At 74.2% G+C, this 13527-nt stretch carries 16 protein-coding genes; 5 read left to right on the top strand and 11 right to left on the bottom strand.

Annotation, left to right across the window (positions count from 1 at the left end):
• Positions 1-128 precede the first annotated feature (128 nt).
• The 7 genes from OHA99_RS26700 to OHA99_RS26670 all read right to left on the bottom strand — a co-directional run bounded on the left by OHA99_RS26700 (position 129) and on the right by OHA99_RS26670 (position 6580).
• Positions 129-500, bottom strand: a complete 372-nt coding sequence (locus OHA99_RS26700; protein WP_405698186.1) for a hypothetical protein — start codon at positions 498-500, stop codon at positions 129-131.
• Entirely contained in the window at positions 500-1006 is a 507-nt protein-coding gene (locus OHA99_RS26695) for a hypothetical protein (protein ID WP_405698184.1), read from the bottom strand. Before OHA99_RS26695 ends, OHA99_RS26700 begins: the two co-directional genes overlap by 1 nt.
• A gap of 8 nt (positions 1007-1014) precedes the next feature.
• Positions 1015-1161, bottom strand: coding sequence for a hypothetical protein (locus OHA99_RS26690; RefSeq protein ID WP_405698182.1), 147 nt, complete (start codon positions 1159-1161; stop codon positions 1015-1017).
• Complete coding sequence (locus OHA99_RS26685) at positions 1158-1994, bottom strand: hypothetical protein (protein ID WP_405698180.1); 837 nt, start codon at positions 1992-1994, stop codon at positions 1158-1160. The genes OHA99_RS26690 and OHA99_RS26685 overlap by 4 nt, the downstream gene beginning before the upstream one ends.
• The gene (locus tag OHA99_RS26680; RefSeq protein ID WP_405698178.1) at positions 1991-2284 is read right to left on the bottom strand and encodes an HNH endonuclease; all 294 of its coding nucleotides are present in this window, start codon (positions 2282-2284) and stop codon (positions 1991-1993) included. Before OHA99_RS26680 ends, OHA99_RS26685 begins: the two co-directional genes overlap by 4 nt.
• Positions 2281-2640, bottom strand: a complete 360-nt coding sequence (locus OHA99_RS26675) for a DUF6907 domain-containing protein (RefSeq protein ID WP_405698176.1) — start codon at positions 2638-2640, stop codon at positions 2281-2283. The genes OHA99_RS26680 and OHA99_RS26675 overlap by 4 nt, the downstream gene beginning before the upstream one ends.
• A 289-nt stretch (positions 2641-2929) precedes the next feature.
• The gene (locus OHA99_RS26670; RefSeq protein WP_405698175.1) at positions 2930-6580 is read right to left on the bottom strand and encodes an AfsR/SARP family transcriptional regulator; all 3651 of its coding nucleotides are present in this window, start codon (positions 6578-6580) and stop codon (positions 2930-2932) included.
• Positions 6581-6788: 208 nt separating this feature from the next.
• Here OHA99_RS26670 and OHA99_RS26665 point away from each other — a divergent pair, with 208 nt between their 5' ends.
• A complete protein-coding gene (locus OHA99_RS26665) occupies positions 6789-7586 on the top strand; it encodes a site-2 protease family protein (RefSeq protein ID WP_153180161.1) in 798 nt (265 codons plus the stop codon).
• A 6-nt stretch (positions 7587-7592) separates the two neighbouring features.
• Here OHA99_RS26665 and OHA99_RS26660 read toward each other — a convergent pair whose 3' ends face one another.
• Both OHA99_RS26660 and npdG read right to left on the bottom strand, forming a co-directional pair.
• Positions 7593-7793, bottom strand: a complete 201-nt coding sequence (locus OHA99_RS26660; RefSeq protein WP_164385007.1) for a hypothetical protein — start codon at positions 7791-7793, stop codon at positions 7593-7595.
• Positions 7794-7846: 53 nt separating this feature from the next.
• Positions 7847-8575: an NADPH-dependent F420 reductase gene (gene npdG, locus OHA99_RS26655; protein WP_153180159.1), complete on the bottom strand. Its 729-nt coding sequence runs from the start codon at positions 8573-8575 to the stop codon at positions 7847-7849.
• 131 nt (positions 8576-8706) lie between these two features.
• Here npdG and OHA99_RS26650 point away from each other — a divergent pair, with 131 nt between their 5' ends.
• Together OHA99_RS26650 and OHA99_RS26645 are read left to right on the top strand one after the other, a co-directional pair.
• Positions 8707-9321, top strand: a complete 615-nt coding sequence (locus OHA99_RS26650; protein ID WP_153180158.1) for a hypothetical protein — start codon at positions 8707-8709, stop codon at positions 9319-9321.
• 250 nt (positions 9322-9571) lie between these two features.
• Entirely contained in the window at positions 9572-10903 is a 1332-nt protein-coding gene (locus tag OHA99_RS26645; protein WP_153180157.1) for an MFS transporter, read from the top strand.
• 35 nt (positions 10904-10938) lie between these two features.
• Here the strand turns inward: OHA99_RS26645 and OHA99_RS26640 are convergent, their stop codons facing one another.
• On the bottom strand, positions 10939-11181 hold the full coding sequence (locus tag OHA99_RS26640; protein WP_054102083.1) for a hypothetical protein: 243 nt from the start codon (positions 11179-11181) through the stop codon (positions 10939-10941).
• A 57-nt stretch (positions 11182-11238) separates the two neighbouring features.
• On the opposite strand from OHA99_RS26640, the gene map reads away from it, so the two are divergent.
• Positions 11239-12096 (top strand): type I methionyl aminopeptidase, encoded by an 858-nt coding sequence (map, locus tag OHA99_RS26635; protein ID WP_007446079.1) that lies wholly within the window; start codon positions 11239-11241, stop codon positions 12094-12096.
• Between the two features lie 132 nt (positions 12097-12228).
• Entirely contained in the window at positions 12229-12876 is a 648-nt protein-coding gene (locus tag OHA99_RS26630) for a heme oxygenase (biliverdin-producing) (protein WP_153182005.1), read from the top strand.
• Position 12877: 1 nt separating this feature from the next.
• Here the strand turns inward: OHA99_RS26630 and OHA99_RS26625 are convergent, their stop codons facing one another.
• Positions 12878-13522 (bottom strand): PhzF family phenazine biosynthesis protein, encoded by a 645-nt coding sequence (locus OHA99_RS26625; protein WP_153180156.1) that lies wholly within the window; start codon positions 13520-13522, stop codon positions 12878-12880.
• Positions 13523-13527: the final 5 nt, after the last annotated feature.

Below are 13527 nucleotides of genomic sequence, written 5' to 3'. Positions count from 1 at the left end.
CCGCGGGCGGCGTACTACGACTGTAGTGCACCTAGCTGCGGCGCGAGGTCACTTCGGGTGGCCGCAGTTCTCGGTCCACCAGCCGCACGTCGGGCAGTACTCGTGCACGAGGGTCAGGAAGCGTCGGATCATCGCTTGCTCACCCCCTCGACGATGTGGACGTGGGTGTGCGTGAGGTCGCCGGGCGCCGCACTGGTGTAGATCAACATCCCCTTCTGGGTCTGAGAAGGGGTCACGCGGATAAGTTCGTGACCTGCACACTCCTTGCAGGAGGGGCGGCCCTCCCCCGGTGGGGGAGGGGCGGACAACTCGGACACGGGGCGGGAGACGGTCCACCAGGTGGCGACCGTCGCCGCCGCGACCGTGACGAGGATCCCGGCCGTCTCGGAGACGGCGAAGACGACCGCGAGACCGCCGCCGCCGAGGGCGACCAGGACCAGGGCACCGGCCGCGCGGGACGGCTCCTCGGTCTCCTCGCTGCGCTTGCTGCGGGCCGTCATCACAGGGCCCCGTAGACGGTGCCGCCGAGCCAGTTCGCGGCCGTCGCGAGCGGGACCGCGGCGAACCCTGCGACGCCGGCCGACGTGCCGAGGGTGATGCCGCACCAGGTGCCGCGCTTGATCGCGCTGCCGTGCTTCGATTTCTTCGCCGAGACGACGACCGCCACGGTGAGGATCAGCACGATGGCGACGCCGGGCCCGGTGAGGGGCAGGAAGGTGCCGCGGGCGGCCAGTTCCCCGGCGTTGCCGCCGACGCCCCACACCAGGGCCGCGTCCCCCAACCAGTTGGAGAGGCCGAGGACGGCGCTGGACGCGGTGCCGATGAGGCCGCCGACGCCGAGGGTGGTCAGCGCGCCGTACGCCCAGGAGGCGAGGAAGGGCAGCAGCTCGGCGGCCTGCCGGGCGGGGTCCTTCATGAGGGCCTTGCGGCCGGGCCACCAGGTGAACAGCTGGTGGGCGAGGAGCATCAGGCCGACGGTCACGCCGCCGAAGGTCACGTAGTTCATGAGGGGCCTCAGTGGAGTACGGCCACGGCGAGCGCGGCGAAGGTGAGGATGAGGGCGCAGGTGCCGGTGACCGGCGGGACGGCGCGCGGGGCGACCGCGGCGAGCAGGACCAGGGCGGCGAGCGCGGCGAGCGCGTAGAGGACGGCGGGGATCACGTGTCCTCCCGGGCGGTCCGCAGCAGGCGCCGGCCGTACGAGGCGGAGACGCCGAGCCGGGTTCCGACCTCGGTTCCGCTCAGTTCCGGCTCGTCGGCGAGCCACCCGCGGACGGTGTCGACGCGCTTGCCGAAGGTGGTGTTCGCGGTGTCCTCGGACACGATGTCGGCGGCGCCGGTTCCGGTCGCCGGAACCAGGGGCGGAACCGACGGCGGAACTGGTTCCGCTGCTGGTTCCGCCGACGGCTCGAAGCCGTTGGGCAGCGTGGCGAACCAGTCGGAGAGCGGCACGTCAGAGCCGGTCCCGCCCCCAGTTCCGCCGGTTCCGCCCGCGAGTTCCGCGAAGGGCACGAACGGGCCGAGGACGTTGTCCGTGGGGGCCGCGCCGACCGGCTCCTGCACGGTCGTTACGACCGTGGAGGCCCGCTCGAAGGTGATCGGTTCCGCCGGTTCCGGGGTCGGTTCCGCCACGGCCGGAACTGGTTCCGCCTCGACGACCGGCGCCGGTTCCGCATGCCGCTCGGACAGCCGGTGCACGCGCCACAGAACGAGCGGGGCGATCGCCGAGACGCCGACGACGAGGGGCACGGAGACGGGCAGGAGACCGACCTCGACGAGGTGCGACGCCGCGTTCACCGCGATCAGGGTGAGCACCACGGTGAAGACGTCCCGGCGGGCCCGGAGCGCGGCGAGCGCGTACACGTCCAGGGCGGCCGGGACGCCGGCGGCGACGTAGGTGCCGAACCCGCAGGCGACGGCGAGTTGGTACTCGGCGGAGGCGAGGACGACGAGGACCGCGGCGAGCGCGGCCCACAGCAGCGGGTCACGCTTCACGCCGCCACCTCCAGCTGCGCGGCCGTGAGCCACGGCCGCAGGACCAGCAGCAGACCGAGCGGGAGCGTGGACCCCTTGTGGGCGTTGCAGCGGGCGCAGGCCAGCACGAGGTTCCACTGGCAGTGGATCGGCCACAGCGACCGGGGCAGGTAGTGGTCCAAGGTCGCGTCGTCGGTGGAGGCGAACGGGGTGCGGCAGTGGAAGCAGCGGATGCCGTCGCGGGCGCCGACCTTGACGCGGATGCGGCGGCCCCTGCTGCCGCGGAGGCGGGCCGGGCGGGGGTTGCTCACTGGTCCTCCCCGGCGAGGATGACCAGCAGCTGATCGGCGAGGCTCCGCACGCCCGCGGCGTACGTCTCCAGGGCGGCCGCGTAGGCGTACAGGCCGCGGGCGTCCAGCTCCCGCTCGTAGAGGTCGTCCGAGCCGTGGACGGCGTTCCCTGCCTTCTTCCCGGCGAACGGGGCCTGGGCGAGACAGGCGGCGGTGAGGGTGAGTCCTCGGAACTCCAGGACGACGGCCGGGCCGGTGTGGAGGATCTCGGCGCGGAGGTCGCGGGCATTGTGGCGGGGGTGGCCGGCGCACCACGAGGGTTCGGGGAGGGTGACGTCCCCGTGGTCGGCGGTGGGCAGGGTGACGGTACGGTTCACGGCAGGTCTGCTCCTGGTCTGGTCAGGTGTCGGACTCAGGCGCCGTTCGGTGGGTGAGATCACCGGGCGGCGCCGCTCTGTCTGCACAGGGCAGACGAGGGGACCAGGAGGACCACGGGCCGGGGAGTCCGCGGACAGTCCGCAGCACACTCGGAAGCGACCGGACGCAACCGGATTCGACCGTACGGAAAACCGCAGGTCACAAGGGGTGCAGTCGGTAAAAGCGCAGGTCAGACGACCGCGCCGCAAGTTCCGTACGAAGACCTGATCCGCGCCCGTGTGGCAGGCGTCAGACGAGGGCGACGGCCTCCTCCGCGGAGAGCCGGCCGCCCTCGGCGTACGCGGCGTCGTACGCCTCGGTGCCGAGCGCCTCGCGGACCCGTTCGACGGCCCGCCCGCGCGCGTCGCGCTCCATGCCCGTCGACACGTGCCCCGGCGGCAGCATCGCCTCGGCGGCGCCCAGGCACCGGGCGCCGTCCGCGGCCCGGTCGCCGCCGTCCAGGCGGGCCAGGGCCATCGCGGCGATGGTCAGGTACGCCGAGCGCATGTGCGGGGCGATCGCCGCGGACAGCGGGTCCTCGGCCCGCTCCAGCGACTTGCGGATCCGGGTCAGGCACTCCTCGTGCCGGTCCTCCAGCGTGGCGAGCCACGCCTCGGCGGCGAGGATGAAGGCGTCGAAGACGACGAAGTGGGCGATGGAGAACTCCTCGCGCAGCAGCCGCAACTGCTCGCCGGCGTCGGCCGTGTGCCCCGTCATGCCCAGGTGCCCGGCGAGGAACAGCCGGGCTGCGGGCATCGCGCCGTTGTGGCCCGTACCGGCCGTGCGGTCGATCACCCCGCGCAGCACCCGCTCGCCGCGCTCCGTGTCGCCCGCCTCGAGGAGCACGCTGCCGAGGCGGGCGTCGAGGATGTCCACCTGGGCGTGGGCGCCGATCCGCTCGGCATGCCGCGCGGCGGCCCGGTAGTCGGCGGCGGCCAGCCGGTACTCGCCGACGCGCTCGCGGGCCTCGGCGCGTCCGGACAGGGCCTCGGCCATGCCCCAGGCGTCGCCGAGGCGGTGATAGATCTCCAGCGACTCGTCGGCGTCGCGGAGCGCGTCCCCCGCCCAGTCGGTGCGGTTGGCGAGCATGTTGGCGCGCATTTGCAGACCGCCGGCCAGCTCCCACTCGTACCCCGGGGTCTCCCGGCAGGTGCGCACGGTGGCGTCCATGATCTCGCGCAGCCGGTCCATGTCACCGGTGAGCATCACGGCGTAGAACCAGAGCAGGCCGGGGCTGGAACAGGTCTGCGGCATGCCCGGCTCGTAGGTGTCCGCGATGATGCGCAGCTTGCGCTGGGCCGCCGGGTTCTGCCACGCGTCCAGCTCCGTGTCCATGCAGGCCAGGTGGGCCAGGTGCACCCCGCGCCAGGCCTCGGCGAGGACCTCGCCGGTCATCGGGGGCGGGGCGGACGTGCACCGCTCCCACACCGGCCGGGCGGGGGTGCCCGGTTCGGCGAAGGGGTCCGGGCCGAGTGCCATCACCTCGACGAACCAGTTCCGGGCGTCCACCCGCAGGTCGCGCATCTGCCAGTACCAGACCAGCGACAGCGACAGGCACAGCGCCTCCTGCTCGTCGCGCTCGGCGACGGCGTGCCGCAGGGCGGTGCGCAGGTTCTCGTACTCGCGCTCCAGCCGCTCGACGGCGGCGAGCTGCTGCGGGCCGCGGAGCAACGGGTCGGTGGTGCGGGCGAGTTCGCGGTAGTACGTGAGGTGGGCGCGGGCGGCGGCGGGGCGGGCGCCGGACTCGTCGAGGCGCTCGCCGGCGTATTCGGCGACGGTCTCCAGGAGGCGGTAGCGCATGCCGTCGCCGTTGCCGCGGTCGGTCACGGGCGCGGCCACGACGAGGGACTTGTCGACGAGGGAGCCGAGGGCGTCCAGCGCGGCGGGCCCGCACACGGCCTCGGCGGCGGCGAGGTCGCAGCCGCCCGCGAAGACGGACAACCGTCCCAGCACGTCGCGTTCGTCGGCGTCGAGCAGGTCCCAGGACCAGTCGACGACCGCGCGCAGCGTCTGCTGGCGGGGCAGGACGGTGCGGCTGCCGGAGGTGAGCAGGCGGAAGCGGTCGTCGAGGCGGTCGGCGATCTGGCGCGGGGTGAGCATGCGGAGCCGGGCGGCGGCCAGTTCGATGGCGAGCGGCAGTCCGTCGAGGCGGCGGCAGATCTCGGCGCAGGCGGCGGCGGTCTCCTCGTCGGCGTCGACGCGGAAGCCGGGGCGGGCGGCGGCGCCCCGGTCCGCGAGCAGCCGCAGCGCGGCGGGCTCGGGCAGCGGTTCCACGGGGCGCAGCGACTCCCCCGGTACGCCGAGGGGTTCGCGGCTGGTGGCGAGGACGGTGAGGTGGGGGCAGCGGGCGAGGAGTTCCTCGGTGAGGCGGGCGGCGGCGTCGACGACGTGTTCGCAGTTGTCGAGGACGATCAGCATGCGGCGCCGGCCGCAGTGCTCGACGAGCCGCTCGACGGCGGTGTCCTGCCCCTCGGAGGCGGTGACGGCCCGCATCTCCTCGGAACCGGCGCGGTAGAGCACGGTCTCGCGGGCGCCGACGGCGGTCAGGACGGCCTCGGGTACGCCGACGGGGTCGTCGACGGGGGCCAGCTCGGCCAGCCACACGCCGTCGCGCGCGGCGTCCCCGGCGCCTTCGGCGGCCTCCTGCGACAGCCGGGTCTTGCCGGCCCCGCCGGGCCCGAGCAGGGTGACGAGCCGGGTCCCCGCCAGGTCGGCACGCAGCGCCTCCACGTCCCCGTCCCGGCCGACGAAGGAGGTGAGCCGGGCACGGAGGTTGCCGCGGGGGCGGAGCCCCTCCGGGACGGACGCGGGTGCCGTACCGGACTCCGGTGCGGTGCCGGGGGCGGGCGCCTCGCCAGATCCCGGTGCCGTCCCGTGGGCAGGCGCCGCCGGGGAAGCAGGCGCCGTGCCTGACCCCGGTGCCGTGCCCGAGACGGGCGCCGTGCCGGAGGCGGGCGTGGTGTGGGGCCCGTGGGACGTCCCGGTGGCGGGGGCGCTTCCCGGGGCGGGTGCTGCGGCGCGTCCCGGGGCCGGGTCGTCGGGTGCCCCTGCCGGACGCGGTGTCGAACCGGGCACCGGGCCCGGGGCGGAGGCCGCCCCGGACGCCGTGCCCGGACCGCCGCCGGACACCGTCCCCGGCGGCGAGGCCGGGGACGGTGGCGTGGTCGTGGGGGCCGGGGCGGTCGGGCTGAGCAGTTCCGCGTGGAGGGCGCGCAGCTCCGGGCCCGGGTCCGTGCCGAGACGGTCGGCGAGGAGGTGGCGTACGGCCTCGTAGGCGGCCAGGGCCTCGGCGGTGCGGCCGGTGTCGCGCAGGGCGCGCAGGCGCAGGGCCTGGAGGGGCTCGTCCAGGGGGTGGCCGTCGCACAGGGCGGTCAGCTCGGGCAGGGAGTGCTCGGCCTGTCCCAGGTCCAGGGCGGCGGTGTGGCGGGCGCGCAGGGCGTCGAGGTGCCGGGTCTCCCAGCGGGCCGCCTCCGCGGTGCGGTCGGGCAGGTCGGCGAGGACGGGCCCGCGCCACAGCGCGAGCGCGTCGTCGAGCACGACGGCCGCCTTGGCGGGGTCGCCGTCGGCGAGGGCGCGGGCACCCTCGCCGGAGAGCCGGTCGAAGCGGTGCAGGTCGACGTCGTCCGGGGCCGCGGTGAGCCGGTAACCGCCGTCGGCCGAGGCGACCGCGTCCGCGCCCAGCGCCCGGCGCAGCCGCCCGACCAGCGCTTGCAGCGCGCCCGGCGCGTCGGCGGGCGGGTCCCCGTCCCACACCTCCTCCACGAGCAGCCCCGCCGGAACGGCACGGCCGGCCCGGAGGGCGAGCACGGTCAGCAGGGCGCGCAGCCGCGCCCCGCCGAGCGGGACGGCCGTGCCGTCGGGACGGAGTACCTGTGTGGTGCCGAGGATGCGATAGCGCACGGGCCCATTGTCCCCGCTGCCGTCCGGGCCGGTCACGGGGTTTTGACCGCACGGCGTGGCCGACCGCCGGTTCCGCTCCGGAACGACCGCCGGTTCCGCGCCGGAACGACCGCCGCCCGCGAGACGTTTCCCCCGTGCGCCCGGTACCGTCGGGCAGTCCCGCGTCCCGCGGGTGCCCGCCACGCGTGCCCGACCGTCAGGGAGTTCCATGTCCACCGCCACCGCCCGCCCCAGTGACCGGCGGATCAGTCCCGTCTTCCTCGGGATCGTCGCCGTCGCGGCGGTCACGGGGTGGGCCACCTGGACCGGGTTCGCCGAGCAGCCGGGGCTCGCGGTGTTCCTGTTCGTGACGGCGGCGTGGGTCGTCTCGCTGTGCCTGCACGAGTACGCGCACGCCCGCACCGCGCTGCACAGCGGCGACATCTCGGTCGGCGCGAAGGGCTACCTCACGCTCAACCCGGTGAAGTACACGCACGCGCTGCTCAGCATCGTGCTGCCCGTCCTCTTCGTGATCATGGGCGGGATCGGGCTGCCCGGCGGCGCCGTCTTCATCGAGCGCGGGCGGATCAAGGGACGGTGGCGGCACAGTCTGATCTCCGCGGCGGGCCCGCTGACGAACGTGCTGTTCGCCGTCGTGTGCACGGCGCCGTTCTGGCTGGACGCGCTGGACGGCGTGCCGCGCGACTTCCGGCTCGCGCTGGCGTTCCTCGCGCTGCTCCAGGTCACGGCCGCGATCCTGAACTTCCTGCCGGTGCCGGGCCTGGACGGCTACGGCGTGATCGAGCCCTGGCTGTCGTACAACGTGCGGCGGCAGGTGGAGCCGCTCGCGCCGTTCGGGCTGCTGATCGTGTTCGCGCTGCTGTGGATCCCGGCGCTCAACGGCGTGTTCTTCGACGTGGTCGACGCGCTCCTGCGGAGCCTGGGGATCGGCGACGTCGACACGTACTGCGGCTTCGAGCTGTACCGCTTCTGGCAGACCGACCCGCTGTGCACGCCGGCCGGATGAGGCCGCTCAGCCGGTGACGGACGGGGAGGACGCGGCACGCCGGGCGTCCCGGCCGCGCTTGACGTAGTACCAGCACATGTTGGACGACAGCCCCGACAGCAGCACCCACACGACGCCGATCAGCACGCTGCCCCGCACGAAGGAGACGACGGCGGCGGCCACGGCGAGTACGCAGACGGCCAGGGCGTAGAGGGCGAGGCGGGGCATGGGAACGGCTCCTGTCGGGGGGACACTGGTACCGCCCAGTGTCCCCCATCGCCTCATACGTCCGTGACGCGGAGCCCGGCGTGTGCCTTGTAGCGGCGGTTGACGGAGATCAGGTTGGCGACCAGCGACTCGACCTGGTGGGCGTTGCGCAGCCGTCCGGCGAAGACGCCGCGCATGCCGGGGATGCGCCCGGCGAGGGCCTGCACGATCTCCACGTCGGCGCGCTCCTCGCCGAGCACCATCACGTCGGTGTCGATCTCGTCGATCTCCGGGTCCTGGAGGAGGACCGCCGAGAGGTGGTGGAAGGCGGCGGCGACCCGGCTGTCCGGCAGCAGGGCGGCGGCCTGCTCGGCGGCGCTGCCCTCCTCGGGCTTGAGCGCGTAGGCGCCCTTCTTGTCGAAGCCGAGCGGGTTGACGCAGTCGACGACGAGCTTGCCGGACAGTTCCGTGCGCAGGGACTCGAGGGTCTTGGCGTGGCCGTCCCACGGCACGGCGACGATCACGACGTCGCTGCGGCGCGCGGTCTCGGCGTTGTCGGCACCTTCGACGCCGTGCCCGATCTCCTCGGCGGCGGCCGCGGCGCGCTCGGCGGCGCGGGAGCCGACGATCACCTTCTGGCCGGCCTTGGCGAGGCGGTACGCGAGGCCCTTGCCCTGGGGCCCGGTGCCGCCGAGCACGCCGACGACCAGCCCGGAGACGTCGGGCAGGTCCCAGGGGTCCTTGGCCGGAGCCTTGGCGGGGGCCTTCTGTGCGGCACTGTCCGCACTGTCGGTAGAGGTCATGGGGCGACCCTACGTCCGCGGGGGCCGGCTCACGGGTACGGGTCCCGGCCGGTGGGAGGCGGTCCCCGGGGCGGGTGAATCCGGGGCGAACGCCGGACCGCGCGCGCGGGGTTGCGGCAGGATGCGGCGGCATGGACGCCGTACGGGTCGCGCTGCTGCGGGAAGTGCTCGCCGGGACCGAGTGGCTGGGGGCCACCCGGTCCTTCGCGGGGGCGCTGCGGGGGTCGGTGGTCCCGCACGGGGGCGGTCTGCTGCTGGTGGGCACCGCGGGGTACGAGCCCTGGCACCTGGCGGCGCACCTGGTGGACGAGGCCGCCTGGTCGGGGACGCCGGAGCTGGCGCCCACGCTGGTACGGCACGGAGCGCGCCCGTCGGACCCGGCGCACCTCGCGGTCGGCCTGGGGCGGCTGGCGGCGGCCCGGCGCGGGGAGACGCTGCTCGTGGTCACGCCCGGCGATCCGGGCGCCGGGCTCCTGGAGCGGGTGCACGACGCCCGCCGGGCCGGGGCGACGGTGCTGGCACTGGGCACCGACCGCGCACCGGGCGAGCGCGAGCTGACGGCGATGGCGCACGAGACGCTGACCGTCCCGGACGGCGCCGAGCTGGACCTGGACACGGTCCAGCACCTGGTCAGCGCCTCGGCCGGGGAGAACGCGGTGCCGCCGCCCCGGGGCCGCCGCCGCTTCCGGGACCGTCTGTCGCGCCTGGCCGACCACCTGACGGCCCCGCCGCCGTCGGGGTGGTGACCCCCGCCGGAGAACGGACCGCGTCCGCCGCCCCCGGCCCACTCGCCCCGGCCGGGCCCGGCCGGCCCCTCGCGGTACCGCCGCCGCCCCGCTGATCCTTCCACTGCCGACTCCGGCGCCGCCCGTCCCACCCGGCCGAGCCGCTGACCACGCCGCCGCGGTCCGACCGACGACCGGTGCCCTCCGACAGGTGACCGCCGCCGCGAAAACCGGTTGCCCGTGCTCGTGTGCCGCCGGACGATAACCCCTCGTGACCGAGGCCTCCCCCACCGATGCCCCCGCGGGCACGCCCGCCGATCCGCCTGCCGGCCTGCGTGCCCTGTTGCCCGACCTCTCTCCATGGCGGGCGTCCCGGGATTTCCGACGGCTGTGGGTCTCCGGTCTGATCACGAACTTCGGGAGTTTCCTGACGTTCGTCGCGCTCCCGGTGCAGATCAAGGAACTGACGGGGTCGGCGGCGGCGGTGGGCGCGATCGGTGCCGTGGAGCTGGTACCGCTGGTGGTCTTCGGGCTGTACGGCGGCGCGCTGGCCGACGCCTGGGACAAGCGGAGGCTGATCCTGTGGACGGAGGCCGGTCAGGGCGTGCTGTGCGCGGCGCTGCTGGTCAACGCGCTGCTGCCGAGCCCGGCCGTGTGGCCGCTGTACGTGATCGCCGCGTTCACCTCGGCGCTGGGCGCGGTCCAGCGCCCGGCCCTGGACTCGTTGATCCCGCGGATCGTGGCCCACGAGCACCTGCCCGCCGCCGCCTCGTTGAACGCGCTGCGCTGGCAGGTCGGCGGCATCGCCGGGCCGGCGCTGGCGGGCGTGGTGGTGGCGTACGCGGGTCTCGGCTGGGCGTACGCGGTGGACCTGGCCACCTTCGCCGCCTCCGTGGCCCTGGTGGCGGGCCTCGCCTCCTCTCCGGCCTCGCACGAGGCGGGCAGGCCGTCGTGGGCCGCGATCGCCGAGGGCGCCCGGTATGCGTGGAGCCGCAAGGAACTGCTGGGAACGTACGCGGTCGATGTCGCGGCGATGCTGCTGGCGATGCCGCTCGCGGTACTGCCTTTCCTGGCCGACGAGTTGGACGCCGAGTGGTCGCTCGGGCTGATGTACGCGGCGATCCCGGCGGGCTCGCTGCTGGTGAGCGTGAGCAGCGGCTGGACCTCGCGGGTGCACCGGCACGGGCGGATGGTGGTGCTGGCGGCGGCCGGGTGGGGTGTGGCGATCGCCGCCGCGGGCTTCGCCGGGAACGTGTGGCTGGTGCTGCTGTGCTTCGTCCTCGCCGGGGCCTGCGACATGGTCAGCGGTGTCTTCCGCAGCGCGATGTGGAACCAGACCGTCCCGGACGAGCTGCGCGGCCGGCTCGCCGGGATCGAGCTGCTGTCGTACTCGGTGGGCCCGCGGCTCGGCCAGGTCCGGGCGGGCGGCACGGCCGCCCTCGCCGGGGTGCGGGCCTCAGTGTGGTCGGGCGGGCTGCTGTGCGCGGGCGCGGTGGGGCTGCTGGCGCTGTGCCTGCCGACGATGATGACCTACGACGCGCGGACGAACGAGCACGCGGTGCGGCTGCGCGAGAGGCGCACAGCCGACGCCGCGGGCGGGTGACCGGCCCGCGCGTGGCCGGCCGGCTGCGCGTGTGCTCAGTCGTCCCGGTCGCCGTCGGCGCTTCCCGTCGGGGAGGCGTCGTGCCACTTGGGGTCGTTCTCCCACTCGAGGTTGCGCTCGCGGGCGGTCTGCATCGCGTGCTCGGCCTCGGTGCGGGAGGCGTACGGTCCGAAGCGGTCCTTGCCCGGGCAGTCCGGGCCCTCCTCGACCTTCTGGTGCTCCAGGCAGTAGTACCACTCACCCGGTTTGCCGACCGTGCGCTTCTTGAACAGGGCCATGGACAGCTCCTTCCGCCACGGACATGTTCCCCCATGCGTGCTGGTTAGACTCGCTGCATGTCTGGCCAGTCGCTGCTCGTCCCAGGGGAGCTGTCCCCCACCCGTTCCGTGCCCGGAAACATCCGCAGGCCCGAGTACGTCGGCAAACCCGCGCCGACGCCGTACACCGGACCGGAGGTGCAGACGCCCGAGACCATCGAGGCGATGCGCGTGGCCGGGCGGATCGCGGCGCGGGCGATGGAGGAGGCCGCGAAGCACATCGCGCCCGGTGTGACGACGGACGAACTGGACCGGGTGGCGCACGCGTACATGTGCGACCACGGCGCCTACCCGTCCACGCTCGGCTACCGGGGCTACCCCAAGTCCCTGTGCAGCTCGGTCAACGAGGTCATCTGCCACGGCATCCCCGACTCCACGGTGCTGCGCGACGGCGACATCGTGAACCTGGACGTGACGGCGTACATCGGCGGGGTGCACGGCGACAACAACGCGACCTACCTGGTCGGCGAGGTGGACGAGGAGAGCCGGCTGCTGGTCGAGCGGACCCGGGAGTCGCTGGCCCGCGCGATCAAGGCGGTCAAGCCGGGCCGGCAGATCAACATCATCGGCCGGGTCATCGAGTCGTACGCGAAGCGGTTCGGGTACGGGGTGGTGCGGGACTTCACCGGCCACGGCATCAACTCCTCGTTCCACTCGGGGCTGATCGTCCCGCACTACGACAGCCCGCACGCGACGACCGTGATCCAGCCCGGCATGACCTTCACGATCGAGCCGATGCTGACGCTCGGCACCCACGAGTACGACATGTGGGACGACGGCTGGACGGTCGTGACGAAGGACCGCAGGCGGACCGCGCAGTTCGAGCACACGTTGGTGGTGACGGACTCGGGCGCGGAGATCCTCACGCTGCCCTGACCTCGCACACCCCCGGACGGCCCGCTCTCCTCGGAGGGCGGGCCGTTTCGCGTCCCGGCGGGTACGCTTTTACCGACAGACCGTCGGCAAGCCTATTGACTTAGGTAAGCCTAACCATAGAAAATCATGGCCATGGACTCCTTCTCGACGCTCATCCGCACCGCCTCCCACGAGCAGCACGTGGAGGCGGAGACCTCGACGTTCATGAGCGACCTGCTGGGCGGCCGGCTCGGCGTGGACGCCTACGCGCGCTACACCGAGCAGCTGTGGTTCGTCTACGAGGCCCTGGAGGCCGGGGCCGGCCGGCTGGCGTCGGACCCGGTGGCCGGGCCGTTCGTCCGGCCGGAGCTGATGCGGCTGGCGTCGCTGGAGCGGGACCTGGCGCACCTGCGCGGCGCGGACTGGCGCACGGGGCTGACCGCCCTGCCCGCGACCGAGGCGTACGCGGCCCGGGTGCGCGAGTGCGCGCGGGAGTGGCCGGCGGGGTACGTCGCCCACCACTACACGCGCTACCTCGGCGACCTGTCGGGCGGGCAGATCATCCGCGACAAGGCCGAGCGGACCTGGGGTTTCGCCAGGAAGGGCGACGGGGTCCGCTTCTACGTCTTCGAGGAGATCACCAACCCGGCCGCCTTCAAGCGGGAGTACCGCGAACTGCTGGACGGCGTCCGCGCCGACGACCTGGAGAAGCAGCGCGTCGTCGCCGAGTGCAAGCGCGCCTTCGCCCTGAACACCGGGGTCTTCCGGGCGCTGGGCGAGGAGTTCCCGCTGTCCGCCTGAGTCACCGCTCCAGGCGTACCCGCCCGCCGATCTCGACCCAGCCCTCGGGCTGCGGCGCGGTGAGGATCTGGGAGCCGACCCCCTGGGTGATGTTGAGGGCGCGGCCCAGTTGTCCGGTCAGCAGCAGCGCCGCCGCGCCCGTCGCCTCGTCCTCGTCGATGCCGTCGTCGCGACCGGGGAAGGCGCGGGCCCGCACCCGGCCCGCCGCCTCGTCCTCCCACGCCCATGCGTAGACCCACTCCCCCTTCGGGGGCACCGCCAGGTCGTCGACCTCGGCGACGGTGGCGTACTGGCGCAGGGTGCGCGGCGGGGCCCACTCGGGCCGGGCCTCGATCCAGCTGAACTCCCCGTCCAGCCGGGCGCCCACCACCCCGGCCCGCGTGACGAGTTCGGGCACGTCGAGCAGCCAGGCGGTGCCGACGCAGGGGTGCCCGGCGAAGGGCAGGCGCAGGGTGGGCGTGTAGATGTCGACGACACCGCGCTCCGGGTCGTCCACGAACACGGTCTCGCTGAAGCCGAGTTTGGCGGCCAGCTCCTGCCGCCGCTCGGGCTCCGGCAGTACGGATCCGTCCCGGACGACGCCCAGTTCGTTGCCGTATCCGCCGTTGGGTGCGCAGAAGACCCGCAGTACGTCGTAGTCGGTCACCGGGG

Source organism: Streptomyces coelicoflavus (assembly GCF_045041415.1).
Lineage (GTDB): Bacteria > Actinomycetota > Actinomycetes > Streptomycetales > Streptomycetaceae > Streptomyces > Streptomyces coelicoflavus.
The sequence above is the reverse complement of the archived record's forward strand: the minus strand, read 5'-3'. Positions and strand labels throughout refer to the sequence as shown.